Genomic DNA, 26,184 nt, shown 5'->3' on the forward strand with positions numbered 1-26,184 from the left:
ACCCGGTCACTCCGAGCGGGTCGGGCGTGCGGTGGACGTCCGCCTGGGCTAAGCGTCGCCCCAGCCCGCCCGGGTGGACTCCAAGCGCCCCAGAGTCCCCTTCGCGGGAGGAGGAACCAACCGATGTCCGTACAGCAGCCGAAGAAGAAGCGCTGGCCCTACGTCCTGGGAGGCATCGTCCTGGTGCTCGGGGTGGGACTCGCCCTCGCCCTGTGGCGGCTGGATGCCTTCCTCCTGGAGAAGGCCCGCGCCGAGGCGGCCGTCTACGCCCAGAAGCTGGGCCGGCCCATCACCCTGGGCGCGCTGTCCACCCGGCTGCTGCCCTCGGTGGGCGTGGAGGTGGAGGACGTCCAGGTGGGCGCCGGGCCGGACGAGCCCGCGCCGCTCCTGGAAATGAAGCGCCTGGAGGTGGGCGTGGCCCTCTGGCCCGCGCTGACGTCCAAGGGAAAAAACATCCAGGTGAAGAACGCCGAGGTGAAGGGGCTCACGCTCAACCTCGTGCAGTTGCCGGACGGCACCACCAACGTGTCGCGGGTGCAGGAGAAGCTCGCCCAGGCGGAGCCCGCCCCGAGCGAGCCCGCCCCCGAGGAGCCCGCGCAGGACCTGTCCGGCGTGCGCGTGGACCGCGCGGCGCTCGTGGACGCCACCCTGCGCCTCATCGACCTGAGCGCCGGCGCGCGGCGCGAGCTGGCCATCTCCCACCTGGACGTGGAGGTGAAGGACCTGCGCGCGGGCAAGGCCCTGGAAGTCGCGCTCCACGCGGCGGTGCTCGCCGAGAAGCAGAACTTCCACCTGGACCTCAAGACGGCGCCCCTGCCCGCCTCGCTCGTGCCCGTGCCCGAGAGCCTCGTGCTCAAGTCGGAGCCCATCGACCTCACCCCGCTCGGGCCCTTCCTCGGCCCCGAGGTGGGGTTGCAGGCCGGCACGCTCCAGGCGGACTGGACGGCGGACCTGGGCGCCGCGGTGCCCGGCGGCACCGGCCCCACCGCGCTCAAGGGCGGCCTGCAGGCGCGCGGCCTGCGCTTCGCCGGCGCCGAGGGCGGCAAGGCGCTCGACGTGGTGCTCGACACCGACGTGACGGGCGACATGGCCACCGGGGACCTGTCCCTGCAGAAGCTGCTCATGGAGCTGGGCCCCGCGCGCCTCACCGGCAAGGGCCAGGTGCAGGGCCTGCTCACCCCCAGCCCCTCGGTGCGTGACTTCGAGCTGGTGGGGCAGAACCTCGATCCGGCGCGGCTCGCCGAGTACTACCCGCCCCTGCGCAAGTCCGTGGGCAACCAGGTCGCCGGGCCCATCGGCTTCACGGTGCGCGGCGGCGGCAACCAGGCCCAGCAGGCCCTGGACGTGAGCGTGGACCTGACGCCCGTGCGGCTCAACATCCCCGCGCAGCTCACCAAGGAGGCCGGCGGCATCATGAAGCTCACCGCCCGGCTCACCGGCGCCCCGGCCAGCGGCGGCGCGCTGCGCTTCGACGCCAAGACGGACATGACGGGCGTGGACCTGCGCCCCGGCGCCCTGCTCGACAAGCGCCCCGGGCAGACCTTCACCCTGGACACCGCCGGCACCTACCAGCCCGCCCAGGGCAAGGGCCCCATGAAGGTGGACCTGAGCCGCATGGCGCTCGCGGTGCGCGAGTACACGATGACGGGCACGGCCTCCGTGGCGCTCGCGGGCCAGGGAGCCAGGCAGACCACGGACTTCACCGTGGCGCTCAAGAGCCCCCGGCTCGACGCGGACGCGTTGCTCGTCAAGGCGGAGACCCCCGCCGAGCCGAGCGCCCCCGCCCCCGAGAAACCCGAGGACCCGCGGCGCTTCGACGGCATGAACGGCACGGTGCGCCTGGAGGTGGGCGCGCTGCGCATGAACGAGATGGACTTCAGTGACCTGGTCGCCGAGCTGAAGATGGCGGGGGACCTCATCACCGTGGAGCGCTTCACCACGGGGGTGTACGGCGGCACGGTGTCCGCCAGCGGCAGCTCCGTGCGCCTGGGGCCGCCCGAGGCCCAGCGGCCCTTCGTGCTCAAGGCCGACGCCAAGGGGCTGGACATGGAGCAGGCCCTGTCCACGCGCACGCCCAAGAAGGTGCTCGGCGGCAAGTTCGACGGCCAGATGGACCTGCAGGGCGTGGGCTACGAGATGGCGAGCCTCCAGGAGCGCATGGCGGGCGCCATCCAGGGCAACCTCGCCGGCGGCGTCTTCTTCGGCGCGGACCTGCCCGCGGCCGTGGCGGGACCGCTCGCCAAGGCGCTGCCCTTCAAGGGCAAGCAGATGAGCAGCGAGGGCCTGACGAAGCTCGCCGAGCAGCTGCCCTTCAGCCTGCAGATCAAGGACGGCGTGGCGCAGCTGTCCAAGCCCATCACCTGGACGCGGCCCGAGGCGGGCATGAGCTTCGCGGGCGGCATCCGCCTGGACGGCACGCTGGACCTGGCGGGCACGGTGAGCCTGGCCCCGCCGCTCATCCAGACGCTCACGCTCGGCAAGGTGACGCCCCCCGAGCCCCTGCCGCTCGCGCTCAAGCTCACGGGCAAGGCGTGGAGCCCGGAGGTGACGGGCCTGGACGTGAAGCCCGCGGCCACGGCCCTCATCAAGCTCGCCGCGGCGGGCGCCGCCAAGGGGCTGCTCGGCTCCAAGGGCGAGGCGGTGGGCAACATCATCACCGGCGGCACGGACGCCGCCAAACAGGCCGCCCAGGCCGAGGCCGACAAGCGCAAGGCGGAGCTGGAGGCCAAGGCCCGCCAGGAGGCGGACGCCGCGCGCAAGAAGGCCGAGGACGAGGCGAAGAAGCGCCTCAAGGGCCTCTTCGGGCGCTAAAGCCTCACCCGGTCTCGGGCAACGGCGTCACCCGCCGGGGCCCGAACCGCTCCCGGTCGTGCCGCACCGTCAGGTCCAGCTGCGGCCCCAGGGGCACGATGCGCGTGGGGTTCACCGCGTCCTGGCTCCAGTAGTAGTGGACCTTGATGTGCTCCAGGTTCGTCGCCTGGGTGAAGCCCGGCGTCTGGTACAGGTCGAGCAGGTAGTGCCAGAGGTTGGGGAAGTCCTGGAGCCGCGCCAGGTTGCACTTGAAGTGCGAGTAGTAGACGGTGTCGAAGCGCACGAGCGTCGTGTAGAAGCAGATGTCCGCCTCGGTGAGCACGTCGCCGCACGCGTAGCGCTGCCGGCCCAGCACCCGCTCCCAGCCCTCCAGCGAGGCGAACAGCTCCAGACAGGCCTGCTCGTAGGCCGCCTGGCTCTTGGCGAAGCCCGCCTTGTACACGCCGTTGTTCACCGGCTCGTAGAGCGCGCTGATGACCCCGTCCACCCGCTCGCGCAGGCCCTCGGGCCAGAGCGTCACCCGGTGCAGGGCGAAGGCGTCGAACTCGGTGTCGAACATGCGCAAAAGCTCACGCGACTCGTTGTTGACGATGGTGCGCTCCTGGGTATCCCAGAGCACCGGCACCGTCACCCGCCCCGTGTAGTGCGGGTCCGCCTTCTGGTAGAGCTCGCGCAGGAAGCGCGCGCCGTTGAGCCGGTCCGGATCCGAGCCCGGGAAGTTGGCGAAGCACCACCCGTCCACCCCCATGCGCGGGTCCACCACCGTGACGCCCACCACGTCCTTGAGGCCCTTGAGCGCGTGCATCAAGAGCACGCGCGACGCCCACGGACACGCCAGGGAGACATAGAGGTGGTAGCGGCCCGGCTCCACGGGAAAGCGCCCCTCGCGCGACGCGGTCACCCGGTCGCGAAAGCGCGTCTGGGGACGCACGAACCGACCGTCCGCGTCCGGCGCGTACCACTCCGTCTTCCACTCTCCGTCCACCAACAGTCCCACGTGCACATGCCTCCCGGCATCCCCACAACATGCCCTTGGGTTGAAGCGTTGAAGCCCCACGTCGCCACCCGACGTGGGTGCGCTGATATCAGGCCATGAGTCACCCGTCCGCCCCAAGAAAGTGGGACCCCGAGTGGGGAAAAGGGGCAGACGGACGCCCGGCCCACGGGGAAGCGCCCCCGGGTGGACGGTTGTGCGCGCATCACCGCGAGGACTCGGCTAGGACGGGGAATCATGGCCGAGAGCAAGCCTCCCGCGAAGAAGAAGACGGGCCCCCTGGAGGTCCGGGTCCGGCGCATCCACCGCCGCGACCTCAACCGGGCCTGGGAGTTCCTCAAGCTCGTCTTCCGGGACGTCAATCGGGAGACGGTGGAGTACCAGCGGCCCCGCTCCAAGCGGCGCTTCCTGGAGGTGTACTCCTCGGAGTGGATCGAACAGCTCGTCTACGAGGTGGACAACGAGATCGTCGGCTACTCGGAGTGCGCCTTCGAGGCCACGGGCGACGACAACTGGGTCAACCCGCGCTGGTTCGAGAAGCGCGGCATGCGGCCCCTGTTCGTCGAGGAGCTCGCCGTGCACCCGGACTACCAGGGCCGGGGCGTGGGCAGCTTCATCCTCGAGCAGCTGCAGCACCTGGCGCGCACGCGCGGCTGTACCCACCTGGTGCTGGAGGTGGCCGAGAACAACGAGTCCGCGCTGAGCTGGTACCGCACGCGCAACTTCACCAAGCTGGACGCCGCCATCTTCATGGCCCAGAAGGTGCCCGGCGGGCCGGACCTCCTGCCCCCCCGCCGCATCAAGCCGCGCCCCGCGGCCACCCCCGAGGGCAACCCGAACATCGGCGTGGCGTCCCCGGACGGAGGCCCCGCCGTCACCAGCAGCCGCAAGGCGAAGCTCGTGCGCGCCCTGTCCGGTGCTGGAAGCGGCCGCAAGAAGGCCTCGCCCGCCGCCAAGGCCCCCGCCGCGCCGAAGGACGAGTAGCGGCGTACAGTCGGGACCATGGACTCAGGACCGGTCGTGCCCGAGGCAGTGGCCCCGCCCATGCGGGTGCTGGTGGTGGATGACGAGCGCAACATCCGCACCACCCTGCGCGTGTGCCTGGAGGGGCTGGGCTGCGAGGTGCGCGAGGCCGCCACGGCCGAGGCCGCGCTCGCCGCGCTCGCCCAGGCCCCGGTGGACCTGGCCTTCGTGGACCTGCGCCTGGGCACCGCGAGCGGCCTGGACCTGCTGCCGCGCCTGCTCGCCGAGTCCCCCACGCTGGACCTGGTGCTCATCACCGCCTACGCCACCTTCGACACCGCCGTGGAGGCCATGCGCCGGGGCGCGCGCGACTACCTGCCCAAGCCCTTCACCCCCGCGCAGATCCGCCATCAGGTGGAACGCGCGCGCACCCACCGCGAGCGCGACGCGCGGTTGAGCAGCCTGGAGGGCCAGCTCGCCGAGGCCGTGCCCGAGGCCTCGCTGGACACGGCCTCCCCGGCCATGCACGCGGCCGTGGCGCTCGTCACCCGGGCGGCGGCCTCCGACGCGGCGGTGCTCCTGCGCGGGGAGAGCGGCACCGGCAAGGGCGTGCTCGCCCGGGCCCTGCACGCCTGGAGCGCGCGGCGCCAGCGGCCCTTCGTCACCGTCAACTGCCCCACCCTGTCCGAGCAGCTGCTCGCGAGCGAGCTGTTCGGCCACGCGCGCGGCGCCTTCACCGGGGCGGTGCGCGACCAGCCCGGGCGGGTGGAGCAGGCGGAAGGGGGCACGCTGTTTTTGGACGAGGTGGCGGAGATGAGCCCGGCCCTGCAGGCGCAGCTGCTGCGCTTCCTCCAGGACAAGCGCTTCGAGCGGCTGGGCGAGGGGCGCACGCGGCGCGCGGACGTGCGGGTGGTGGCGGCGACGAACCGGAACCTGGAGAAGGACGTGGCCGAGGGGCGCTTCCGGGAGGACCTGCTCTACCGGCTCAACGTCATCGAGGTGAAGCTGCCGGGGCTGCGCGAGCGGCCCGAGGACCTCCTGCCCCTGGCGCGGCGTTTCGTGGGCTTCTTCGCGCGGGCGGCGCGGAGGCCGGTGCCGGAGCTGTCGCGGGCCACGGAGGCGATGCTCCAGGCGTACCCGTGGCCGGGCAACGTGCGCGAGCTGAGGAACGCGGTGGAGCGGGCGCTCATCGTGTGGCCCGCGGCGGTGCTCGAGCCCCAGGCGTTTCCCGAGCGCATCGCGGCGGCCACGGGCCAGCAGGTGGTGCTCGGGGGGCCGCACACGCTGGAGGAGGTGGAGCGCGAGCACGTCCTGCGGGTGATGGCGGGCGCTCCCACCCTGGACGAGGCGGCGCGGGTGCTCGGCATCGACGCCTCCACGCTCTGGCGCAAGCGCAAGAAGTACGAGGCCCCGCCCGGGCCCGGGTGAGCCCTGGCTTGACCGGGGCGAGGACCCGACGGGACACTGGCGCCGCGAGTTCACCCGAGGGGGGCGTCATGACGTGGCCGCGCGAGGTGCTGTCGAAGGGGTCGTCGTCCGGGGTGGGTCCACGGCGCGGCACGGAGGCCCCTCGGCCCCGGAACACCGTCACCTGGGTCGCCGTGGAAGGAGAAGCGCTCCACAGCACCCTGGCCCCGGACGAGCTGCGCTCGCTCGCCGAGTCGATGCCACCCGAGGAGTGGGCGACATGGCTGCGGCTGCTCTTCGGCGAGGACATTCCCCGGACCGCGTCCCTGCGCCTGCGCACCGACGTGCTCCAGGGCGCCCTGCCTCCGGCCCGGCTCGTCCTCGTGTGCGATCTACTCGACGGACACCCGGCGGCCTACCACGCCCAGAGCCGCTCCATCCTCGTCGCGCACGCGCTGGTGCTCCAGGCCCGGCGGGACAATGAGGAGGCCTGGAAGCTGCTCGCCTGCCTCGTCGAGGAGTTTGGCCACCACGTGGATCACCTGCTGCGCACGCACTACAGCGCGGTGAAGGGAGACGCCCCGCTGGACGAGGGCGCCCGGCTGGCCTACGCGCTCATCGACTTCGGCTACGCCCAGGGTCAGCAGCGCCGCGCGTTCGCCCGCCACACCACCACCGAGGGCTCCGTGGAGCTGGAGGTGGAATACGCGGGGATGACGGCGGCCGTGCAGCGCTTCGTGCGCGCGCCGGAGCAGTGGGACGACGCCCGAGCGGGAGGGCTGGAGTACTTCGGCGCGGGGCGGGGCTCGGGACGCGCGGACTCTTTCGGACATGAGTCCATCGAGGATGCATTGGAGAAGGCGGGTTTTCCGCTTCAGGTTCGAACCGCCATCTATTTCGGTAATTGGCTGCGCGACCACTCCCAGCTCGTCGACCCCAAACTGGTCCGAAAGAAGGGCGCTCCCGTCTACACAGGGCTGTCCCGAGAGACCATCACACGCGTTGTGGATGTCCTGGCGAGTGAGAAGTTCAGCAACGAAGACCTGTCGGACACATCGTCATTTCGCGTCGACAGTCAAAGACTGGGCGTCTACCGGAACGAGGAACACATCGACAACCCGAATGGCATCACGGATGCCCGGTCCGTCGACCCGGCGTTCCGAGGGGCCGTCATGGCCGAGGAGTTGGCGGTCAACTCCCTGAGGATGAAGAATTTCATTCGCACCGGTGGCCACACGGGAGAACGGCCGCCGAAGGCGCATCGCGTGAAGGACGGTGAGACACTGGACAGCATCGCACGCGCCAACGGGCTCACCTGGCAGGAACTCGCACACCACAATTTCGGCACCGACAGCAAGGCCGAGGTCTCTCGGCAGCTCTTCACGAAGATCGGCTGTCGAAAGAAGACCTTCGATGGCCTGAATTACATCTTCACGAGTCAGGACACGCCTGGGCTCATCCAGATTCCCGGTACCCGCGGCGGCCCCGCGCCGGACGCGCCCTACAGCGCGTTCCACTACCTGAGCAATCAATTGCGCATCGCGGTGAAGCACGGCCGCACGCCCGACGGGTACCGGCACTTCGGCCATGCCCTGCACACCCTGGAGGACTTCTTCAGCCACACCAACTTCGTGGAGTTGATGCTCATCCATCTCGGGGTGTGGGTGGAGCCCTGGGTTCCCGCACAAGGCGCGAAGGCGGGAAACGCCTCCGCGCTGGTCCTGACCAGTGGTCAGTTCGGCGGACTGGACACCGTGGCGAGCCTCACCCTGGGCCTCGCGGAATCGATGAGCAAGGAAAAGAAATGCATCGCGGGAGAGATGACGTCCGGCACGCGAATCGGCCTGATCATCTTGGAGGATCAAGGGTACAACGAGAGCCGCAATACCCTGGGGGGATTCCTGGGGAAGCTCCATGCCTTGGAGAAAGAATACCCCACGCTCGCCAACCTGGGCTGCGCGACCGTGGGAATGACGTTGCATGCGGTCACGGCGACACTGGGGGGCATCATCCACTCCGTGGCCAATGTCATCGACGACGCGCAAACGGCCTTCTTGCGCAACCCCATGAGCACCGACCCCACCCATACCCAGCTGGCCAAGGACCACGATGACCACCCCCTGCACACGCTGGCGGCCAATCTCGCGGCGGGTGCCGTGCTGGACGTGGGGAAGGCCATGCAGCGCGCCTGGAGTGGTCGGGCCACCGCGGAGGAGGTCGTCCTCACGGCGTCCCGCTATTTCCTGCACCCCGCGCTGATCGCGCCACAAGGGAGCGCTGGGTGGATGAGGGAACACGTCCAGGCATGGATTCCCGGTCACCGGGCAACCCTCACCCGCTTGGGCTCGAAGAGCTGGATGGTGGACTGGACAAAACAGTCCTCCCAACGCCTCCAGTCGATGAAGAAGCGAGCCCTCCAGTTCATGCAAAAGGGTGGGCGATGAGTCCCCTCTCCTGGGTGAGGTATGGCCTCATGTTCCTGCTGCTGAGCGGGTGCCGGGAGTCAAAGCCCCCGCCGCCCCCATCCCCAGGAACCGCCACGTCTCCGCTCCTTACCGTGGATGGCACTGCGGTCCGGTACAACGGGCAGCTCTTGGATTGGGGCAACACAGAGCGCTGGAGACAGGTTCTCGGACCGCCCAGCCGGGAGCACGAGGGCATCCTCACCTGGGATGAACTCGGGCTCTTCCTCCACGATAAAAACGATCAAAGTCCCGGGCCCGAGTCCCTCGAAGTGCTCCTAGGACGCACCATGCATTCTCCCCTCACTCAGGGAGAGCCCGAGTCATGGCCACACAAACTCTTTCCAGGTCGGCTCTTCGTGGATGGCGGTCCGGTTACCTCCAAATCTGACATCAACGACATCAACCGGGACAAGAAAGGCAAATCCTTCGGCCGTGACTACATGAGTGGGGTCTACAGTTACAACCTCGGCGAATTCTACCTTCGCCTTGACTATGGTCATGACCGTTCGCTCACGGTCTTCAGCATCACACAATAAGCAATGAACATCACCACGTGGATAAAGTGGAGCCTCGTGCTCCTGCTGCTGAGCGGGTGCCAGGAATCAAAGCCCCCGCCGCCCCCAGCCCCAGGCACCGCGACGTCTCCCCTCCTCTCAGTGGAGGGCATCTCCGTGCGCTACAACGGGCAACTCCTGGATTGGGAGAACACCGAAAGCTGGCGGCAAGTCCTCGGACCTCCCAGTCGAGAACGCGACGGCATCCTCACCTGGGACGAACTTGGACTTTATCTCTACGATCAGGAACCGCACCGTCCCGGACCCGAGTCTTTCGAGGTCTTGATGGGCCGGACCATGCGCTCCCCGCTCACCACGGGCGAGCCCGATTTCTGGCCCCACAAGCTCTTCCCAGGCCGACTCTTCGTGGATGGCGGCCCCATCACATCCAAGTCCGACATCAACGACATCAATCGAGACAAGAAGGGCAAGTCCTTCGGCCGAGGGCACACCCAGGGGCTCTACCGGTACAACGTCGCGGCCTTCGCCATCCACCTCCAATATGGCCACGACCGCTCACTCACGACCTTCGGCATGTCCAAGCCCCTCCTCGAAACGCCTCCCGAGCGCCTCGAGGAGGTCCGTCAGGAGGAGCTCCGCATCAAGCAGGAGACCGGCCAGCCGTGAGTGTCGCCGCCAAAGGCGGGTGACCGCGCCCTCACCCGCGAGGCGCCCTCGCCCCGCCTTGAGGGGCGGGGGTTTCGTCCAGGACCGGCGCGCGCGGACGGCAGAACGGCACGGCGAGCGCCACCGCCTGCGCCGACACCAGCCCCAGGCAGATGAGCGTGGTGACACTCGGGCTCCACCAGTCCGCCACCACCGCGCCCAGCGCCAGCACCGTGCCCACGCCCACGCACCCCAGCACCCCGGCTCCCAGATTCATGACGCGCTCCGCTCCTGACCAGACCCACGGAGGCAGTGCGACGGGCGTGCCAGCCGGCGTCCCCTCGGAAGCACCGGCGCCCGGCCCCCCCTTGGGGCGTCCCGCCACGTCCCGGGGTGGGGCGATCTGGAACACCGGGGCATCGCGCCACGGGGAGGGGCCGGCTCAGAACGCCCAGCCCACCGCGAGCGTCATGCGCGGTGCCACCGACCAGGAGCGCAGGTAGCTCTTCTCCCCCCCGGAGGGCGCCGAGAGGGGGCCCCCGATCACTCCGTCCTGCTGGTAGGTGCGCTGCGCCATGAGCCCCGCGCCCAGTTGCGCCGAGAAGCCCGGCGAGAGGATGAGGGTGTAGCCCACCCGCGCACTCGCCCCGTAGGTGAACGAGCGCCACCCGCTCTCCTCGCTCTGGGGGCCCTCCGAGGAGACGCCCTCGTGGCGCGAGGTGTTGTAGACCCCGCTCACCTCCACGTGCGGCCCCACCCACAGGCCCTCGGGTGCGCGGCCCGCGAGGTAGACGTGCACGCCCGGGTCCACGCCCAGCCCCCACTGCGAGGAGGAGAACCCCGTGTCCTCGCCCTCGCCCCACCGCAAGTCATTGAGGTTCACGCTCGCCGTCACCGCGCCCGCCAGGGCCACGTGCGTGCCGAGCGCCCGCTCCACGCCCACGCCCACCTGGCCCAGCATGCCCGGCTGCGCCAGGAGGACCGTGCGCCGCACCTCCCGCGCCCCCCCGGCCTCCGTCTCCAGGTCCGTCCCGGATTGGGCCACCGCGCTCAACGGCAGCAACGACACACCCACGCCCATCAGGGCCTTCATCCACGTCCGCATGGTTGATTCCTTTCAGGAAAGAGAGACACGCCGTCAGAACGCCCAGCCCACGCCCACCATCAGCCGGGGGGCCACGGACCAGGGGCGGTTCGTCGTCACCTCCACCGTCTCCGAGCCGTCCCGGGTGGGGTTGCGCGTCACCGCGTGGATGCGCAGCGCCGTGAGGCCCAGCCCCACCTGCGCCGACAGGCCCGGGGCGAGGATGGCCGTGTAACCCACGCGCGCGCTCGCCCCGTAGTAGAGCGTCGTCGACCGCAGCTCGACCGGCCGACGGGTCACGCCGTCGAACAAGAAGGTCTGGGTGGTGTTGCGCTCCCACGAGGCCTCCAGGTGGGGACCCACCCACAGGCCCTCGGGCGCGCGGCCCGTCAGGTAGACGTGCACGCCGGGGTCCACGTCCACCCCCACCCGCTGCGAGGTCGCGGGATCGATCCCGGGCGCCAGCCGGAAGGAGTCCACGACGAGCGAGCCGTGCAGCGCGCCCGACAGCGCCACCCGCTCCCCCACGGCGTGCTCCACCCCCAGCCCCAGCGTGCCCGTGCCCATGCGCAGGGGTTGCACCAACAACACCGTGTGGCGTGTGTCCGGGCCCGTGTCGGCCCCCGCGGGCGGGGCCGCGAGCCCCAACCCGAGACTTCCCATCCAACTCAGCCATGTCCGCATGGACATCCTCCCCAGGCGCCGTTGTTGTCCGCGGCGTGCCAGGAGGAATTGCAGCCCACATGCCAGCAAGGCGTCCGAGAGAGGGAGCGGTGAGGCCCTGGCCGCTCACCGACAGATTGACCCGGCGCCCCCGGGGGCCCGCGGGACAAACTGTCTGGAGGGGCGCGGGTTGAACCTCTCCGCCCGGGTGCACACGCTCGCAGGAGGGGTTTTCCCACACACCACGAGGAGTCCACGATGATCGGAACCATCATCCGCCCGGCGGGCGAGCTGGAGCCGGGCCGCATTCAACTCGCCAATGGCCAGGAGGTGAGCTTCCTGTCGCTCAACCTGAGCCGCGACCTCGAGGAGGCCGGGCCGGGCACGCCGGTGGAGTTCGACCTGGAGCTGGAGGGCCTGGATGGAGGACCCCAGGCCTTCAACGTCCGCCAGGTGCACTGAGCCGGGGGCTCAGAGCCCCCTCGCTCAGAGCCCCATCGCGGGCAGGGCCAGGTCGTTGCGGGGCGGACGGGACGCCAGGTAGGCGTCCTCGGCCCGGACGAAGAGGCCGCGGATGGCCGAGGCGCTCGGCGCGGAGAGCACCGCCTGGCTCAGCCGCGCGTCGCGCAGCAGCGCCGCGATGCGCGCGAGCATGCGCAGGTGGTGGCCCGCGTCCTGCTCCGGCGACACCAGCGTCACCCACAGCCGCACGGGCCGGCCGTCCCGGGCTCCGAAGTCCACGCCCTCGGGGCTCACCGCCACGCACGCCATCACCTGGCGCAGCCGCTCCACCCGGCAGTGCGGAATGGCGACGCCCTCGCCGATGGCCGTGCTGCAGAGGCGCTCGCGCAGGCTCAGTTGCTCCTCCACCTTCTTCAGGGAGGCGCCGGTGCTCGCCGCCAGCGTCCCCGCCAGCTCGTGCAGCACGCCTCCCCGGTCCCGGCTCCACAGGGTCGGGACGATACAATTCTCCGGCAGGTGCTCGGTGAAGCGCATTGGGTGCCTCCCTGAATGAGGCGGCGTCTCCGGTGCGCGCGGTGGCGCGGCGGCCGGGGCGTCAGCCTCCCCCCGACGCACATGCTCGGAATGGTCTCGCGTATCGGCAAGTCCCCCACGCCCCGGACAGAAGCGTCCGCCGGGGCGGGATGTCGGCTGGCGCACCCGAGGAAAAACAAGGACGTCCAACCAACGCGCGTCCCGCCCCTCGGGGCAGGATGGGGGCGCGGTTCAGAGGATGGACACCGAGGCGTTCCACACTTGGTAGGTGTTGATGGACGTGGCCGTATAGGTGAACGTGCCGCTCGCGTAGCCGTCCGCGAGCCACCAGCGGTAGTAGCCGATGATGGTGCTGGTGCTCGGATCCACGATGTTCTGCGTGGCCAGCTGCGTCGTGGCGTTGCCCGCCATGGTGGCCGAGCCAGAGGCGCGGTAGCCGCGCTCCTCGGTGATGACCTCCATCCACGCGCCGCCGTGGTTGAAGGCGGTGGTGCCGCCGCTGGTGACGGCCTCGCACTGGTAGGGCGTGTACACGGCCTCGAAGGCCGCCGAGCACACGGCCAGGACCACGACCTTGTACAGCTCCGGCGCGGGGCCCTGGGCCCGGACCTCGTCGGACGGCGGCGCCAGCGGGGCGCTCTCCGCCGGGTGCGCCCGCAGGGGGGACATGAGGGGCAGGGTCGCCGCCGGAGCAGGGGCCGCCTCCGCGGACGGCGCCTCCCCGGGCGCCTCGACGCCACAGCCGCCCAGCATCCACAGCCCCATCACGGCGCCAACCACGTGCTTCTTCATGCGTGTGAACCCCCGGTTCGAGCGTCACGGCAGGTGACGCGACCCACACCCAGGGCGTCGCGAGGATGCGTGGCCCGGGGCGAGGTGCGAAAGTGACTACCTGGAGGCGTCGGCGAGCGTCAGCCCGTGAACACGGGGGTGACACGTCGCGGGCGAGAGACGGACGATGAACTCGGGGTTGATCGTGGAGGACCGGCAGGATGCCCAGGAGTGGCTGCGGGCGGTGTTGATCGCGGCCTTTCCAGGCATCCAGGTGGACGTGGTGGCGAGCGTGCGCGGCGCGCTCGAGCGGCTCGCGGGGCGCTCGCCGGCCATCGCGCTGGTGGACCTGGGGCTGCCGGACGGCAGCGGGGTGGACGTGCTGCACGCGCTGCGCGAGCGCCACCCCACCACGCTGCGCATCGTGACCACCATCCTCGATGGCGACCAGCACCTGTTTCCCGCCCTGCGCGCCGGGGCCCAGGGCTACGTGCTCAAGGACCAGTCGCGCACGCACCTCGTGCAGATGCTCCAGGGCATCGCCGAGGGGGTGCCCGTGCTCTCGCCCTCCATCGCCCGGCGGCTGCTCGGCTTCTTCGCGCCGCCCGCCACCGAGCCCACCCACGAGTCCCTGACGCCCCGGGAGGTGGAGGTGCTCACGCTGCTGGCCAAGGGCCTGAGCATCGCCGCCGCGGCGGACGTGCTCGCGCTCAGCCGGCACACGGTGGGGGGGTACGTGAAGGACATCTACCGCAAGCTCGGGGTGTCCACCCGCGCCGAGGCGGCCCTGGAGGCGGCGCGCCGGGGCATCGTGCCCATCGGGGACTGACTCCCGCGAACGCGGGGGGGCGGCCACCCGGGCGGGGAGGCGGGCGTCACGCCGCCGGGGCCTCCAGCGGCACGCGCAGCTCCACCCGGCACCCGGCCGCGCCCGCCTCCCACGACACCGTGCCGCCGAGGTCCGCGGCGCGCTGGCGGATGGCGCGGGTGCCGGTGCCCGTCTTCCACGCCGAGGGCTCGCTGGGCCCCGCGGCCCCGTCGTCCTCGACGGACAGGGAGAGCTGACCGTCGCTCCAGCGCACCCGCACCTCCAGGCGCTCGGCGCGCGCGTGCTTGAGCGCGTTGGTGATGGACTCGCGCAGCACGCGGCCGATGTTGGTGCGCTGGCGGGCGCTCAGCTGCCAGCGCTCCGCGCCCGTGCCCTCCTCCGTCCAGACGAGCTGGAAGCCCATGGCCTCCGCGCGCCCCCGCGTCTCCGCGCCCCAGTCCCCCAGGGCCTCGGCCAGCGAGCACGACGCCGCCTCCAGGGCCGTGAGCACGTCGCGCATGTCCCGGAGCGCCGAGCGCGCCAGCGCCTCCGTCTCGCTCTCGCGCGCCATGTACACGAGCGACAGGAGCTTGGCGCCCAGGTCGTCGTGCAGGTCGCGCATGAGCCGGCCCCGCTCGGCCAGCGCCCCCTGCTCGCGCTCGCGCTGGGCCTCCAGGGCGCGCCGCGCCATGCCGGCGATGACCTGGGCGTCCTCGATGTCCTCGCGGCGGAACAGGCGACTGCCGCGCGCGGGGTGGCGCAAGCGCAGCGCGTGCCCGTCCCGGAGCGCGGGCAGGGTCAGCTCCAGGCCGTCCTGGGACACGCGCGCCGTGGCCACGGGCTCCTCGCTCTCCAGCAGCTCCAGGGGGGCGAACTCGGCGCGCAAGAGGCCATGCCACTGGGAGCGCAGCGCCTCCTCGGTGCGGGCGGAGAAGAGCGCGAGCATCCACTGGCCCGCGCGGTCTCCCCGGTCCCGTCCCGCCCGGCGCCGCCAGCGCGACCACACCGCCTGGCGCAGCGGGAAGTAGAGCCAGCCGGACGCCGCCAGGGCCACCCCGAGCGCGCCGAGCTGCGACACCTGCAGCACCGCCGCCAGCGCGAAGTCGAAGAGGATGACGGCCACGCCGCCCAGAAACCAGCTCAGCGCCCGGAACCACCACCGGTCCAGCTCGAACAGGCGGTAGCGGGTGATGCCCAGGGCGATGCCCGCGAACATGAAGAGGAACACCGCGAACATCACCCCCTGCGCCACCGGCAGCGCCACGCCCAGGAAGGCGGGCAGCAGCACCGCGCCCGCGAACAGGCACGTGCCCAGGTAGATGGACAGGAGGAACCACATGAGCGCCGCGCGCTCCACGGGCCGGCCCCGCGTGCCCCACCACTGCACGAGCGCCAGCACGAAGGTGGTGGAGAAGAGCGCCAGCACGAAGCCGTGAATCCAGCTCACCCCGGGCGTCCACCCGAGCATGGCGGCGCCCGCCACCGCGAGTTGCACGACGTACGCCAGGGGCCAGCCCCAACCCAGGTGGCGCGGGTAGCACGCGAGCAGCGCCACCAGCGCGGCGGTGAAGAAGGTGGCGCCAAACATGTTCGTCATGGACAGGGCCCACAGGAGGCGGCCGTCCAGGAGGAACTCGCGGGTGCTGTACACGGCCGCGGCGCAGCAGAACAGGAGCATGCCCAGGCCGGAGAGGGCGAAGTGGCGCGCGGGCCCGTCCGAGGGCCGGAAGGCCAGCATGCCCGCGGCGAGCAGGAAGCCCGCGCACCCCACCAGCACCTGGTACCAGAAGAGCCAGGGCAGCGCGGCGAGGCCCCGCGGGTGGGTGACGAGCGGCACCGTGCCCCCGTCCTCCCGCTCCACGACGAGCGCCCCGCGCGCCGCCGCGTCCGCGAGCGCCGTGTGCCGCGCGATGAAGTCGTCGTAGCGCTCCCAGGGGCCGAGCTGGTCCGGCTCGTCCACCAGGAGCAGGCCCTCCAGGGGCACCCGGCCCGAGGGCGTGAGGGCCGCGCGCAGCACCGTGCCCGGCGCGAGCGGCCCGGCCTCGGACGCCTCCGCGACCCGGACACCGCCCGCCTCGTGCTCCACCAGCCGCAGCCCCAGCGCCGGGGCCTGGCTCGCCAGGAACAGGGCCCCTCCCGCGACGAGCGCGCAGACGCCGGCCGCCAGGGCCAGCAAGGTCTGCGGGGAGACCCGCGGGGGAGAGGAAAACCATCCGGCCATGCACCATCCCGGGAAGAAGAAGGGGCCGGACGCTAGACGACGCACCGCGAGAGGCGCCAGACGCGCCCCGCGTCAGCGCACCAGGACAAGCCGACGCGCCGCCGGAGGGCGGGCGGCCGACGCGGGCGGCAGCACCTCGCCGAGCGCCCGCTCCACCCGGGCGAAGAGCTGATGGTCCTGACAGTGCCAGATGGGGCGCTCGCCCTCGGCGGTGCGCACCACGAGCCAGTAGGTGTCCGCGGCGGCCACCAGCCGGCCAATGGCGGCGAAGACGAGCAGCGTGGCCACCACCAGCGCGGCCGTCACCCGGAAGGAGCCGGGCTGCAAGAGCAGGGCGGGCACCACCAGGGCCGCGCCCGCGCCCAGCACCAGCGGCAGGACGAGGCCCGGGGACTCGCGCCGCGTGCCATAGCCGCGCAGCTCCGCCAGGCCCCAGGAGCCCCCGGCCACCTCCAGCCGCTCGTTGGTGAGGCGCAGGCCCTCGGCCTCCACCCACACGTGCTCGCCCGGGGGCGCCGGGGGCGGCGGCGCCACGGCGCACAGGCCCCACGGCCGGGAGCGGGGACGTGCCGGGAAGCGAGCGTCATTCATGGGGGACCTCCGTGCCGCGCAACAACCGCTTGAGCGATTCCAGGGGCGTGCCCAGCGCGTAGCAGCCCCGAGCGCCCAGCCGCATGGCCAGGCAGCGCAGCCGCGCGTCCTCGAAGGGCAACAGCACCAGCACCGGGGTGGGGCCCGAGGCCTCCGCCACCTCTTGAAGCACGCGCGACACGCTGTCCTCGCGCTCCACCAGGGCCAGCACCACGTCCGGCCGCGCCGCGTCCTCCTCCGGCGCCAGGCGGATGCCCATGTCGTCCAGCACGTCGCGCAGGAGCGCGCGCAGGGACTCGTCCGCCCCATGCAGCCGCGCCTCGCGGGGCAGCGCCCCCTCCAGGCTCACCGCGGCCTCGGCGGGAGCGGGGCGTCCGGCACGATCATGACGCGGGACGACACGGTGGGGGACATGGACCAGGGGGGCTCCTCTCCCCCTCTCCCTCCAGCAAGCCACATGCCCCGACCGTCCGCCTCGGGGCATGGGCGCGGGGAGACCTCCGCCCTGGCAACCTGCCACGGTGCCCTGGCGGATTCCCACACCCCCGCGCTCATGACGCGGCGCGCGCCCGGGGCCGGGCGCCATGACTTAGCGCGTGAAGCGCTCCACGGCCTGGGGGCTGGTGCCCGAGCCGCCCACGAACAGCACCTCGCCGGTGTGCAGCCGCGTGGCCGTGGGCGCGCCGCGCGCCACGTTCAGGTTCGCCGCGGAGCGCCACGTGTCGGCGCCTGCGTCATACACCGCCGCCTGGCCCGCGTCGTTGGTCACCAGCACCTCGCCCGAGTAGAGCATCGTCGCGGAGACGACGTTGGCGAGCGGCAGGGGGGCCGTCTGGGTGACGTCTCCGGTGTAGGGGTTGAAGAGCTCCACGGGGCCGGTCTGCAGGCCGCCGACGAGCATCACCAGTCCCGAGTACAGCTGGATGGCCGAATGGCCCTGGCGAGGCGTCAGGGAGCCCGCGAGGGACCACGTGTTGGTCGCCGGATCATAGAAGTTCACGAGCCCCGTGCTCTCGCCGCTGCCCGTCAGCCACAGGCCTCCACCCGACGCCAGCACCTTGCCCGAGTAGAGCACCGTCAAGGCGACCCGGGTGCGCGGCAGGAAGCCCTGGGCGGCGTCGGTCCACGTGTTGGTGTCCGGATCGTACAGCTCGCAGGAGGGGCCCACCGGCCCGCTGCGGCTCCAGGCCTGCTCGCCGCCCACCACCAGCACCTTGCCCGAGTCCAGCAACACGCTGGTGTGGTTCATGTGGTTGGCGAGCATGGGCGCCGTGTTGCTCCACGTCCCGGTGGCCGGGTCGTACACCTCGGCGCTCGGGGACGGGACGATCCGGTCACTGAAACCGCTGCCCGACACCAGCACCTTGCCCGAGGCGAGCGCGGTGGCGGCATAGCGCGAGCGCGGGAAGGACATCGCGCCCGTGCTCCGCCACGTGTTCGTGTAGGGGTTGTAGACCTCGGCCGTGCCGTCGCGCGTCACCAGCACGTCGCCCGATCCGTTGAGCAGGGTGGCGGTGTGGCCGGAGGGGTACGGGTTCTGGGAGGGCGCGTTGGCCGTCCAGGTGCCCACGCTCAGCGCGGCCGACTGGGACACGAGCGCCTCGGGGGACGCCGGCGCCGCGAGGGTGTCCTCGGGCTGGCAGCCCGTGGCCAGGGTGGCGAGACCCGCCAGGAGCAACGACAGGGGGGTTGTCTTCATGGAGCACCATCCGTCGGGAGATGCGGCCGGGAAGTGGCCGCGGGGGGAAAGGCGCGTCCCCGGACGCTCCGGGTCCGGGTTCTATTCACTAGGATGCGGGGCATGACCCTCTTCTCCTGGAGGCGCGCCGCGCCTCGCGTGCTCGCCCTCGCCCTGCTCTGCCTGCTGTTGCCCGGCGCCGCGCACGCCCAGCGGTCCGTCACCGCGCCCGTGGACTTCGCCATCGGCCCCGCGGCCTTCTTCTTCTTCGGGCCGGTGTTCAGGGATCAGCCCGTGCACACCGGCCTCACGCTCGACGTGGAGGCGGTGCTCGACGCGGAGTGGCTCAAGAAGAACCAGGCCCTCATCCCCCGGCAGTACCGGGCGCGCGCGCTCAAGTCGGGGGAGATCCGCTTCGCGCCGGCCGTCACCGCGCTCATCCCGGAGGCGCTCATCATCTCCCCCAAGTACAAGAACACGGGCATGTACGGCGCCACCTGGAAGCCCCTGGGCGTGGGGCTCGCGTTGAGCCCCAGCCCGGTGCGCCTGTCACTCGACGCGGGCCTGCTGCTCACCTACGCCTATCTGTACTCGGACACCCTGCCCGCCACGCACTTCCTGCGGCCCGGCGCCCGGCTCGGCGTGGACCTGGAGTTCCAGCTCAGCCGCAGCTTCCTCATCAGCATCGGGTGGAACTCGGCGCTCTACGTGCCGCAGCGCCTGGGACCGGGCAGCGTGTTCGAACTGGCGCGGATCGACGATGGCTTCTTCCACGTGGGACAGGCCTACCTCCAGTTCCACTTCCGGGTGCCGGTGACCACGCGTCTCTAGGCGGCTCCGTAGCGAATCACCGACGGCTCCTCTCAATAAACGATGCCGTCGAACCGCTCGACGGCGGCCCGGAGCTCCTCCTCGGTGGTCTTGCGGCGCCTGGCGAGGGCCGGGGCGTAGAAGGTGATGGCCCTCGTGGCGGGTGGCTCTCTGTACGGTCCTTCCACCAGGATCGGACGAAAACCTCCCGGCCATTCAACGCCGTTGAGTTCGCGGGCTCGCCCGATGGGGTCCAGGAGAGTGAAGCAGGGCCACTTCGGAAAACGAAGGGTGGCGGGGTCGCTGCCCATGATGCGGCAGCCATCCAGGCGGGCCTCGCTGAAATCGCAGTCCTCGATGGACCCGTGACCCGCCCGCTCCGAATAGCTGGGCCAGTGCCCGAAGTCGCAGCCCGACAGCCGCCCCTTGAATCGGCACCCCTTCAGGGATGCGAACACCCATTGCTGGTGATTCTTCAACTCCTGCTTCACTTCGAAGGTGCAGTCGATGAATCGGGTCCCCTCGTCGAAGATCAGGTTCTTGGCGGGGACCTTCAGGACGAGCGTGCACCGCCTGAACGTCACGTTGGCGCCGAGAAAGTACAGGGAGCCCGCGTCCGTCAGGTCCAGCCGTTCGTCCTCGATCTCCCGGTCCTCGAAGAAGACCTTGTCGTAGAGCATCCGCCGCCCTCTCAAAAGGTGAGCATCCGGAAGAACTCGCCCGCCATCCGCCGTCCATGCCGCGCGAGATTCGACTCGGAACCCGAGAGGATCTCGTACTTGAAGCCTCCAGGGACTTCCACATCGACGCCCTTGCTCCGGCTGAAGTGGTAGACGTGCTTGAACCGGCGGCTGACCTCGTTCTCCACGTAGCGACCCCGGGCCTCGCGCTCCAACAGGCGCGCCAACCAGTACTCCCCCTGCGTCAGGGCCTCATCGATCGCATCTCGCTCGTTGCGCGAGAGCTTGTCGGGCCCCCAGTTCCGCGCCGCCTTGGTCACGGCCTCCTGCAACAGGTCGCCCACCGTGTCCTCGGCGGGGATGTCGGCGGCCGACTTTCCGCGAGGCAGATGCCAGCGCTGCCCATCGCTGAGTTCCACCTGCAGGTTGCCGCCCCGGTGCCGGATGACGGCCTTGGCGGAGCGACCTCCCGGCGCCTGTCCCACGCCACGACCCGTTCCCGTCTTGAGCAGCACCACGGCCAGGGGACCTTGTGGCGAGAGCGCCACCCACTCCGTCGCCACGACCGCCTGGGCCAGGGCCCCCTCCGACGCGGGCGCCGCCACTTCCAGGCGGCCCACGACGACAGCGGCGCCTCGCGCCTCGAACCGGGCCCCCGCGAGCTCGAAACGCGGAAGCGACTTCACCCGAGACAGCACCTGACCCAGCGTGTGCCCGCTGAGCGCGGCCACGGCGAGGATCATCGCGCGTGCCGCATCCTCGCCCAGCACCTTGCCAAATTCCGTGCCCGCCGCACGCAGTTCCTCGAAGGTGGTGGCGTGGTGCGCTGTGTCCACCAGGCGGGTCCAACCGCCCAGGAGCCTCCACACCGTCTCGAGGCCCAGGTAGCCCATGAGGATGAGCGTCAAGGAGGCGGCGACGGCCTTGGTCATCGGCTCGGGCACCACCCACATCATGCAGTAGAGCGCCACGGTCCAGACGATCATGGAGACGACGGCCCGTACGCTGAGCAAGTCGGCCGTCAGCGCGGCGCGTGTCTCGTCGAGGACCCCGCCAAAAGCCAGGGCCAGCGCCAACGCCCGCCTGTCATCCGCGCGAAGGGAAGGCCCATCGTCCAGCAGGCCGAGGCAATCACCGCCACCTCGATGCGCACACCATTGAAGGTACTGGCCCTTGAGCGCCGCATCGGCCGCCGCGGTGAGTTCCACCGGGCCCTCCTGGCGCAGGGGTGTCCAGGAGAGCACGGCGCCCCGGTGCTCCACCTCCCAATAACCCATCACCGAGACATGGGGGACGTCGGGCGACGGCGGCAGACGCAGCAGCTCGTGGGCCGCCTGACGGGGGGTCTTCGTGCCCAGGCGCATGTCACGAACGAGCCGCTGGACAGCTCGTTGAAATTCGGCGCTCGGGATGGGCACGGGCCGCGTGGCGACGGAGCCAGGCTCCAGGATGTCCACGACGTACTCGGTCGCGAACCCGGGTCCTGACGCCACCGTGTCGCGGCGGTCACGCACGCGGGAGCGATCTCCCGGGGAGCCCGTGGCGCAGGCCGCCTGGAGGAAGAGGACGAGGAGGAACCAACCGCCCAACAGGGGAGGCCTCCGTACACCAGGCGGGCAGGGGTCAGCACGACGAATGGACACGGCGTACCTCCGGGAAAGCGCACGATACGGGCCCCGCGCGCTCCTTGCGTACACGGGACAACAGGAGACCCGACCCACGGGTCCCAAGGCCCTGGCGCGGCGTCGCGGCGCGACGCAACGTCCCCTGGCGTCCCCTCTATGACCGCCTCTCCGCCGGAGAAGAAGCCCCCCCGCCTCGCGCTGCTCACGCTCACCGCCATGGGCGTGGTGTTCGGCGATCTGGGGACGAGCCCCCTCTACGCCCTGCAGGAGTGCTTCCACGGCCCCCATGCCGTGCGGGTGACGCCCGACAACGTGCTCGGCATGCTGTCGCTGTTCATCTGGTCGCTCGTCGTGGTCGTGTGCCTCAAGTACCTCACGCTCCTCATGCGCCTGGACAACCAGGGCGAGGGCGGCATCCTCGCGCTGGTGGCCATGCTCGAGCCGGGCCCCGAGCGGCGTGGCCCCGCCCTGCTCGTGGGCCTGGGACTGTTCGGCGCGGCGCTCCTCTATGGGGATGGGGTCATCACCCCGGCCATCTCGGTGCTCTCGGCGGTGGAGGGGCTGCAGGTGGCCACGCCCGTCCTCGAGCCCTACGTGGTGCCCGTCACCGTGGGCATCCTGTTCGCGCTCTTCCTCGTGCAGCCCCTGGGCACCGGCCGCGTGGGCGTGGTGTTCGGGCCCATCGTGGCGCTGTGGTTCCTGAGCATCGGCGCGCTCGGGGCCTGGGGGATTTCACGCGCCCCCGAGGTGCTCGCCGCGCTCAACCCCTGGCACGCGGTGCGCTTCTTCCTGGAGCACGGCTGGCGCGGGGTGCCGGTGCTCGGCGCCGTCATCCTCTGCCTCACCGGCGCCGAGGCGCTCTACGCGGACATGGGCAACTTCGGCCGGCGGCCCATCCGGCTCGCCTGGTTCTCGCTCGCCCTGCCCGCGCTCCTGCTCAGCTACCTGTCCCAGGGCGCCTTCCTCTTGCGCCACCCCCAGGCCGCCGACGCGCCCTTCTTCCGCTCGCTGCCCCCGGGGGCGCTCTACCCCATGGTGGCGCTGGCCACGCTGGCCACCGTGGTGGCGAGCCAGGCGCTCATCTCCGCGGTGTTCTCCCTCACCCACCAGGCGGTGCAGCTCGGCTTCAGCCCGCGCCTGTCCGTGCGCCACACCTCGTCCGAGCACGAGGGGCAGATCTACCTGCCCACGGTGAACTGGGCGCTCATGGTGGCGTGCATCGCCGTGGTGCTGGGCTTTCGCTCCTCGGAGCGGCTCGCCGCGGCGTACGGGCTGGCGGTGTCGGGCACCATGGCCATCACCACGCTGCTCTTCGCGGCGGTGGCGCGGCGGCGCTGGCACTGGCCCCCGTGGGCCCTGGGGCTCGTGGTGGGCGGCTTTCTCTGCCTGGACCTGGCCTTCCTCGGCGCCAACCTGCTCAAGGTGGGCGAGGGCGGCTGGCTGCCGCTCGCCCTGGGCGCGGGCGCCTTCGTGCTCATGCAGGTGTGGCGGCACGGCCTGCGGCGGCTCATCGCCGAGGGGGCCGCGCGGGCCATCCCCCTGGACACGCTCGTGAAGTCGCTCGCGCTCGAGCCGCCGCCCCGGGTGCGCGGCACGGCCGTCTTCCTGAGCGGCGTGGGCCACGACACGCCGCTCGTGCTCCTGCACCACCTGCGGCACAATCAGGCCCTGCACGAGCGGGCGCTCCTGCTCACCGTGCACACCGAGACGGTGCCCACGGTGCCCGAGGCCGAGCGCCTGCGCTGGGAGGCGTACGGCCTGGGCTTCGTGCGGGTGACGGCGCGCTATGGCTTCATGGAGCACCCGGACGTGCCCCGGCTGCTCGCGCGGGCCCAGGCCCAGGGCCTCGAGCCCCTGGCCGAGCCCGTCACCTTCTACGTGGGCCGGGTGTCCCTGCGCTTCCGGGCCGGACACGCGTGGACGCTCTGGGCCCGGCGGCTCTTCGGCCTCATGCAGCGAAACGCCCACCCCACCACCGCCCACTTCCGGCTGCCCCCGGGCAAGGTGATGGAGCTGGGCTCACAGGTGGAGCTGTGAGGCGGACTACTCGCTCCAGACGAGCACCTCGAGCATGCGCACGAAGCGGCGATCCGAGCTGACGGCCGCCACCACGTAGCCGCCGCCGTCCCCGGGGCCGCCCCGGCCCGCGGTGCGCCAGTCCGCCACGTACAGCCGCGCGCTGTTGCGGGAGATCTCGTTCACGTACGCCGCCGCGCCGTCCACCTCGTCCAGGCTCGGCGTGCCGTACATGATCTGCCCCTTGAGCCGCTCGGTCAGCTCGCGCGGGTTGATGGGCTCGAAGTACAGGGGGCCGTCGTAGCCGCTTCCGAAGAACAGGGTGTACTGGGTGGACAGCGTCACCTGGTTGGCCACGCCCTGGCCGTTGGGGATGTAGCCCTCCATGACCCGCGCGCTCCGCGACAGCGCCCCGGTGGCGCCGAACAGCTCGGACGTGGCGCCCGCCACGGTGTTGAGCGACAGCGGGGCCTCGGTGCTCGCCGCGTCGTTGAGCTCGTGGAAGTCCGTGGCGTACTTCTTCGCCTGGGCCGTCAGCCCCTTGAGGAAGGTGGCATCGCCCAGCTGGGCGCCCAGGTACGCGCGCTCCTGGCTGTCCACGGACATGTCCCGGATGAAGGAGCTGTTGAGCGCGCCCGCCATCTCCGCGCGCGTGACGCTGGTGCCGCCCGGGCTGGAGGCCGTGCGCGCGGCGGCGATCTTCGAGGTGAACACCGGAATGGTGGTGGACGCCGAGTCCGCCCCGGCGGTGGACGCGGACAGCAGCAGGACACCACCCAGCAGGGACGTGAGCGTGGAGAGACGGTTCATGGCGGAGACCTCGTGGAGGAGAGGCGCCCTTCTACCCCACCCCTCTGACGGCTTCCGCGTGACTTTCTCGTTAAACCCGAAGCCGGATGGCGCGGCGCGTCAGCCCTCCGCGGCGAGGGCGGCGAGCCGCTCCCAGACGGCGCGCACGTGCCGTTGCTCCGTGCGCACGGCGCCGATGGCCAGCCGCAGCACGTAGCGCGCGGGGGCGCCGTCCACGCCGGGCAGCACCGTGTGGGTGAGGAAGGCCTCGCCGCTCGCGTTGAGCCGCTCGAGCAGGTGGCGGTTGCGCGCGTCGGTGGCCTCGGGGGCCTCGCCGGGCCGGGGGGCGAGCCGGAAGCACACCAGCGCGAGCGAGCGCGGCGCGGCCAGCTCGAAGCGCGCGTCGGCCGTCACCCAACCGGCGAACGCCTCCGCCAGCCGCACGTGTCCGCGCAGGAAGGCGCGCAGGCCCTGGGCACCATAGTGGCGCAGCACGAGCCACAGCTTGAGTGCCCGGAAGCGGCGGCCCAGCGGCACCTGCCAGTCGCGGTAGTCCACCACCTGGCCGCTCGCGCTCGCGGCGTTGCGCAGGTACTCGGGCATGACGCTCAGGGCGTCGAGCAGCGCCTGGCGGTCGCGCGTGTAGAAGGCATCACAGTCGAAGTTGGTGAGCAGCCACTTGTGCGGGTTGAAGGCGAACGAGTCCACGCCCTCCAGGCCCGCGCCCAACGCGCGGTGCTCGGGGCACACGAGCGCCGCGCCCGCCCATGCCGCGTCCACGTGCACCCAGCCGCCCGCGGCGCCAAAACCCGTGCGCCCGAGCGCCTCCAAGAGCGCGGGCACGGGATCCATGGCGCCCGAGGAGGTGGTGCCCAGCGACGCGCACACGAAGAAGGGCTGGCGGCCTTGGGCCAGGTCCTCGCGCACGGCGCGCTCGAGCACGTCCGGGCGCAGGGCGTAGCCCGCGTCGGTGTCGAGCGCGCGCAGGTGCACGGTGTCCGCCACGTCCCGCGCCACGCCGGAGATGAGGGCGGCCTTGAGCACCGAGGAGTGCGTCTGGGTGGAGGTATAGGCCACCCACTCGGCGTCCCGGCCGAGCACGCGCCGCGCCCGGGCACGCGCGGCCACCATGGCCACGAGCACGGCCTCGCTGGCGGTGCCCTGGATGACGCCGCCCCCGGTGCCCGAGCCCGAGTGGAAGCCCGCGGGCAGCGCGAGCAGCTCGGCGAGCCAGTCGAGCACCCGCGTCTCCATTTCGGTGGCCGCGGGGCTCGTGGACCAGAGCATGCCCTGCACGCCCAGGCCCGCGGAGAGCAGCTCGCCGAGCACGGCGGGCCCCGTGGCATTGGAGGGGAAGTAGGCGAAGAACGAGGGCGACTGCCAGTGGGTGAGGCCCGGCAGCACCACGTCCTCCAGGTCCCGGAAGACGGCCTCCCAGCCGGCCTCGCCGTCCAGGCCCTCCTCGGGCGGGTGCGCGGGCAGCTTCGCCAGCACCTCGCCCGGCGCCACCTTCGCGCGCACGGGGAAGGACTCCAGCCGGGCCCAGTAGTCCGCCACCCAGTCCACCACCCGGTGGCCGAGCCGACGGAACTCCTCCGCGCTCATGTGAGGCACCGCGCCCTCGCGCTTCTCGCTCATGCTCTGACTCCGGA

Annotated in this window: 24 protein-coding genes; 10 read left to right on the forward strand and 14 right to left on the reverse strand. The window is 71.5% G+C overall.

Annotated features, from left to right (window positions below):
* The first annotated feature begins 123 nt into the window (after positions 1-123).
* A complete protein-coding gene (locus tag I3V78_RS01855; RefSeq protein ID WP_204484597.1) occupies positions 124-2,811 on the forward strand; it encodes an AsmA family protein in 2,688 nt (895 codons plus the stop codon).
* Between the two features lie 4 nt (positions 2,812-2,815).
* On the opposite strand, the gene I3V78_RS01860 is transcribed toward I3V78_RS01855, so the two are convergent.
* The gene (locus I3V78_RS01860; protein ID WP_204484598.1) at positions 2,816-3,808 is read right to left on the reverse strand and encodes a glutathione S-transferase C-terminal domain-containing protein; all 993 of its coding nucleotides are present in this window, start codon (positions 3,806-3,808) and stop codon (positions 2,816-2,818) included.
* 234 nt (positions 3,809-4,042) lie between these two features.
* Here I3V78_RS01860 and I3V78_RS01865 point away from each other — a divergent pair, with 234 nt between their 5' ends.
* The 5 genes from I3V78_RS01865 (at position 4,043) to I3V78_RS40450 (ending at position 9,821) form a co-directional block, all read left to right on the forward strand.
* Positions 4,043-4,789, forward strand: coding sequence for a GNAT family N-acetyltransferase (locus tag I3V78_RS01865; protein ID WP_204484599.1), 747 nt, complete (start codon positions 4,043-4,045; stop codon positions 4,787-4,789).
* A gap of 60 nt (positions 4,790-4,849) precedes the next feature.
* Positions 4,850-6,196, forward strand: coding sequence for a sigma-54-dependent transcriptional regulator (locus tag I3V78_RS01870; RefSeq protein ID WP_204496384.1), 1,347 nt, complete (start codon positions 4,850-4,852; stop codon positions 6,194-6,196).
* Between the two features lie 68 nt (positions 6,197-6,264).
* Positions 6,265-8,619 carry an HET-C-related protein gene (locus I3V78_RS01875; protein ID WP_204484600.1) on the forward strand — a complete coding sequence of 785 codons (2,355 nt, stop codon included), beginning with the start codon at positions 6,265-6,267 and terminating at the stop codon, positions 8,617-8,619.
* 29 nt (positions 8,620-8,648) lie between these two features.
* Positions 8,649-9,176, forward strand: a complete 528-nt coding sequence (locus tag I3V78_RS01880) for a DUF7738 domain-containing protein (protein WP_204484601.1) — start codon at positions 8,649-8,651, stop codon at positions 9,174-9,176.
* Positions 9,177-9,179: 3 nt separating this feature from the next.
* On the forward strand, positions 9,180-9,821 hold the full coding sequence (locus I3V78_RS40450; RefSeq protein WP_476756481.1) for a DUF7738 domain-containing protein: 642 nt from the start codon (positions 9,180-9,182) through the stop codon (positions 9,819-9,821).
* A gap of 31 nt (positions 9,822-9,852) precedes the next feature.
* On the opposite strand, the gene I3V78_RS01890 is transcribed toward I3V78_RS40450, so the two are convergent.
* The 3 genes from I3V78_RS01890 to I3V78_RS01900 all read right to left on the reverse strand — a co-directional run bounded on the left by I3V78_RS01890 (position 9,853) and on the right by I3V78_RS01900 (position 11,568).
* Positions 9,853-10,077 (reverse strand): hypothetical protein, encoded by a 225-nt coding sequence (locus I3V78_RS01890; protein ID WP_204484603.1) that lies wholly within the window; start codon positions 10,075-10,077, stop codon positions 9,853-9,855.
* A gap of 165 nt (positions 10,078-10,242) precedes the next feature.
* Positions 10,243-10,905 carry a hypothetical protein gene (locus I3V78_RS01895; protein WP_204484604.1) on the reverse strand — a complete coding sequence of 221 codons (663 nt, stop codon included), beginning with the start codon at positions 10,903-10,905 and terminating at the stop codon, positions 10,243-10,245.
* 33 nt (positions 10,906-10,938) lie between these two features.
* Entirely contained in the window at positions 10,939-11,568 is a 630-nt protein-coding gene (locus tag I3V78_RS01900) for a hypothetical protein (RefSeq protein ID WP_204484605.1), read from the reverse strand.
* A 237-nt stretch (positions 11,569-11,805) separates the two neighbouring features.
* Here I3V78_RS01900 and I3V78_RS01905 point away from each other — a divergent pair, with 237 nt between their 5' ends.
* Positions 11,806-12,009 (forward strand): hypothetical protein, encoded by a 204-nt coding sequence (locus I3V78_RS01905; RefSeq protein WP_204484606.1) that lies wholly within the window; start codon positions 11,806-11,808, stop codon positions 12,007-12,009.
* Between the two features lie 24 nt (positions 12,010-12,033).
* On the opposite strand, the gene I3V78_RS01910 is transcribed toward I3V78_RS01905, so the two are convergent.
* Both I3V78_RS01910 and I3V78_RS01915 read right to left on the reverse strand, forming a co-directional pair.
* Positions 12,034-12,543 carry a PTS sugar transporter subunit IIA gene (locus I3V78_RS01910; RefSeq protein WP_204484607.1) on the reverse strand — a complete coding sequence of 170 codons (510 nt, stop codon included), beginning with the start codon at positions 12,541-12,543 and terminating at the stop codon, positions 12,034-12,036.
* Between the two features lie 231 nt (positions 12,544-12,774).
* A complete protein-coding gene (locus I3V78_RS01915; RefSeq protein ID WP_204484608.1) occupies positions 12,775-13,335 on the reverse strand; it encodes a DUF4879 domain-containing protein in 561 nt (186 codons plus the stop codon).
* Positions 13,336-13,501: 166 nt separating this feature from the next.
* Between I3V78_RS01915 and I3V78_RS01920 the strand changes: the two genes are divergently transcribed.
* Entirely contained in the window at positions 13,502-14,143 is a 642-nt protein-coding gene (locus I3V78_RS01920; protein ID WP_204484609.1) for a response regulator, read from the forward strand.
* 46 nt (positions 14,144-14,189) lie between these two features.
* Here I3V78_RS01920 and I3V78_RS01925 read toward each other — a convergent pair whose 3' ends face one another.
* The 4 genes from I3V78_RS01925 to I3V78_RS01940 form a co-directional block, all read right to left on the reverse strand.
* Entirely contained in the window at positions 14,190-16,343 is a 2,154-nt protein-coding gene (locus I3V78_RS01925; protein ID WP_204484610.1) for a sensor histidine kinase, read from the reverse strand.
* 72 nt (positions 16,344-16,415) lie between these two features.
* Positions 16,416-16,934 carry a DUF6232 family protein gene (locus I3V78_RS01930; RefSeq protein ID WP_204484611.1) on the reverse strand — a complete coding sequence of 173 codons (519 nt, stop codon included), beginning with the start codon at positions 16,932-16,934 and terminating at the stop codon, positions 16,416-16,418.
* Entirely contained in the window at positions 16,927-17,283 is a 357-nt protein-coding gene (locus tag I3V78_RS01935) for a DNA-binding response regulator (RefSeq protein ID WP_338023445.1), read from the reverse strand. The genes I3V78_RS01930 and I3V78_RS01935 overlap by 8 nt, the downstream gene beginning before the upstream one ends.
* 240 nt (positions 17,284-17,523) lie before the next feature.
* Positions 17,524-18,633, reverse strand: coding sequence for a Kelch repeat-containing protein (locus tag I3V78_RS01940; protein ID WP_204484612.1), 1,110 nt, complete (start codon positions 18,631-18,633; stop codon positions 17,524-17,526).
* 102 nt (positions 18,634-18,735) lie between these two features.
* Here I3V78_RS01940 and I3V78_RS01945 point away from each other — a divergent pair, with 102 nt between their 5' ends.
* Positions 18,736-19,443, forward strand: coding sequence for a hypothetical protein (locus tag I3V78_RS01945; protein ID WP_204484613.1), 708 nt, complete (start codon positions 18,736-18,738; stop codon positions 19,441-19,443).
* Between the two features lie 32 nt (positions 19,444-19,475).
* Here I3V78_RS01945 and I3V78_RS01950 read toward each other — a convergent pair whose 3' ends face one another.
* Entirely contained in the window at positions 19,476-20,102 is a 627-nt protein-coding gene (locus I3V78_RS01950) for a pentapeptide repeat-containing protein (protein ID WP_204484614.1), read from the reverse strand.
* Positions 20,103-20,113: 11 nt separating this feature from the next.
* Positions 20,114-21,745: a SitA5 family polymorphic toxin gene (gene sitA5 / locus I3V78_RS01955; RefSeq protein WP_204484615.1), complete on the reverse strand. Its 1,632-nt coding sequence runs from the start codon at positions 21,743-21,745 to the stop codon at positions 20,114-20,116.
* A gap of 138 nt (positions 21,746-21,883) precedes the next feature.
* Here sitA5 and I3V78_RS01960 point away from each other — a divergent pair, with 138 nt between their 5' ends.
* Positions 21,884-23,764 carry a potassium transporter Kup gene (locus tag I3V78_RS01960; RefSeq protein WP_204484616.1) on the forward strand — a complete coding sequence of 627 codons (1,881 nt, stop codon included), beginning with the start codon at positions 21,884-21,886 and terminating at the stop codon, positions 23,762-23,764.
* A 6-nt stretch (positions 23,765-23,770) separates the two neighbouring features.
* Here I3V78_RS01960 and I3V78_RS01965 read toward each other — a convergent pair whose 3' ends face one another.
* Entirely contained in the window at positions 23,771-24,553 is a 783-nt protein-coding gene (locus tag I3V78_RS01965; protein WP_204484617.1) for a hypothetical protein, read from the reverse strand.
* 99 nt (positions 24,554-24,652) lie between these two features.
* The gene (locus I3V78_RS01970; RefSeq protein ID WP_204484618.1) at positions 24,653-26,170 is read right to left on the reverse strand and encodes a pyridoxal-dependent decarboxylase; all 1,518 of its coding nucleotides are present in this window, start codon (positions 26,168-26,170) and stop codon (positions 24,653-24,655) included.
* Between the last annotated feature and the right edge of the window lie 14 nt (positions 26,171-26,184).

The sequence above is a fragment of the Archangium primigenium genome, assembly GCF_016904885.1.
Classification (GTDB): domain Bacteria; phylum Myxococcota; class Myxococcia; order Myxococcales; family Myxococcaceae; genus Cystobacter; species Cystobacter primigenius.

Excerpts from the sequence above, each read along its gene's own strand:
- I3V78_RS01855 (WP_204484597.1), top strand. The coding sequence starts at position 124 with ATGTCCGTACAGCAGCCGAAGAAGAAGCGCTGGCCCTACGTCCTGGGA.
- I3V78_RS01865 (WP_204484599.1), top strand. The coding sequence starts at position 4,043 with ATGGCCGAGAGCAAGCCTCCCGCGAAGAAGAAGACGGGCCCCCTGGAG.
- I3V78_RS01870 (WP_204496384.1), top strand. The coding sequence starts at position 4,850 with ATGCGGGTGCTGGTGGTGGATGACGAGCGCAACATCCGCACCACCCTG.
- I3V78_RS01875 (WP_204484600.1), top strand. The coding sequence starts at position 6,265 with ATGACGTGGCCGCGCGAGGTGCTGTCGAAGGGGTCGTCGTCCGGGGTG.
- I3V78_RS01880 (WP_204484601.1), top strand. The coding sequence starts at position 8,649 with ATGTTCCTGCTGCTGAGCGGGTGCCGGGAGTCAAAGCCCCCGCCGCCC.
- I3V78_RS40450 (WP_476756481.1), top strand. The coding sequence starts at position 9,180 with ATGAACATCACCACGTGGATAAAGTGGAGCCTCGTGCTCCTGCTGCTG.
- I3V78_RS01890 (WP_204484603.1), bottom strand. The coding sequence starts at position 10,077 with ATGAATCTGGGAGCCGGGGTGCTGGGGTGCGTGGGCGTGGGCACGGTG.
- I3V78_RS01895 (WP_204484604.1), bottom strand. The coding sequence starts at position 10,905 with ATGCGGACGTGGATGAAGGCCCTGATGGGCGTGGGTGTGTCGTTGCTG.
- I3V78_RS01900 (WP_204484605.1), bottom strand. The coding sequence starts at position 11,568 with ATGCGGACATGGCTGAGTTGGATGGGAAGTCTCGGGTTGGGGCTCGCG.
- I3V78_RS01905 (WP_204484606.1), top strand. The coding sequence starts at position 11,806 with ATGATCGGAACCATCATCCGCCCGGCGGGCGAGCTGGAGCCGGGCCGC.
- I3V78_RS01910 (WP_204484607.1), bottom strand. The coding sequence starts at position 12,543 with ATGCGCTTCACCGAGCACCTGCCGGAGAATTGTATCGTCCCGACCCTG.
- I3V78_RS01915 (WP_204484608.1), bottom strand. The coding sequence starts at position 13,335 with ATGAAGAAGCACGTGGTTGGCGCCGTGATGGGGCTGTGGATGCTGGGC.
- I3V78_RS01920 (WP_204484609.1), top strand. The coding sequence starts at position 13,502 with ATGAACTCGGGGTTGATCGTGGAGGACCGGCAGGATGCCCAGGAGTGG.
- I3V78_RS01925 (WP_204484610.1), bottom strand. The coding sequence starts at position 16,343 with ATGGCCGGATGGTTTTCCTCTCCCCCGCGGGTCTCCCCGCAGACCTTG.
- I3V78_RS01930 (WP_204484611.1), bottom strand. The coding sequence starts at position 16,934 with ATGAATGACGCTCGCTTCCCGGCACGTCCCCGCTCCCGGCCGTGGGGC.
- I3V78_RS01940 (WP_204484612.1), bottom strand. The coding sequence starts at position 18,633 with ATGAAGACAACCCCCCTGTCGTTGCTCCTGGCGGGTCTCGCCACCCTG.
- I3V78_RS01945 (WP_204484613.1), top strand. The coding sequence starts at position 18,736 with ATGACCCTCTTCTCCTGGAGGCGCGCCGCGCCTCGCGTGCTCGCCCTC.
- I3V78_RS01950 (WP_204484614.1), bottom strand. The coding sequence starts at position 20,102 with ATGCTCTACGACAAGGTCTTCTTCGAGGACCGGGAGATCGAGGACGAA.
- I3V78_RS01960 (WP_204484616.1), top strand. The coding sequence starts at position 21,884 with ATGACCGCCTCTCCGCCGGAGAAGAAGCCCCCCCGCCTCGCGCTGCTC.
- I3V78_RS01965 (WP_204484617.1), bottom strand. The coding sequence starts at position 24,553 with ATGAACCGTCTCTCCACGCTCACGTCCCTGCTGGGTGGTGTCCTGCTG.
- I3V78_RS01970 (WP_204484618.1), bottom strand. The coding sequence starts at position 26,170 with ATGAGCGAGAAGCGCGAGGGCGCGGTGCCTCACATGAGCGCGGAGGAG.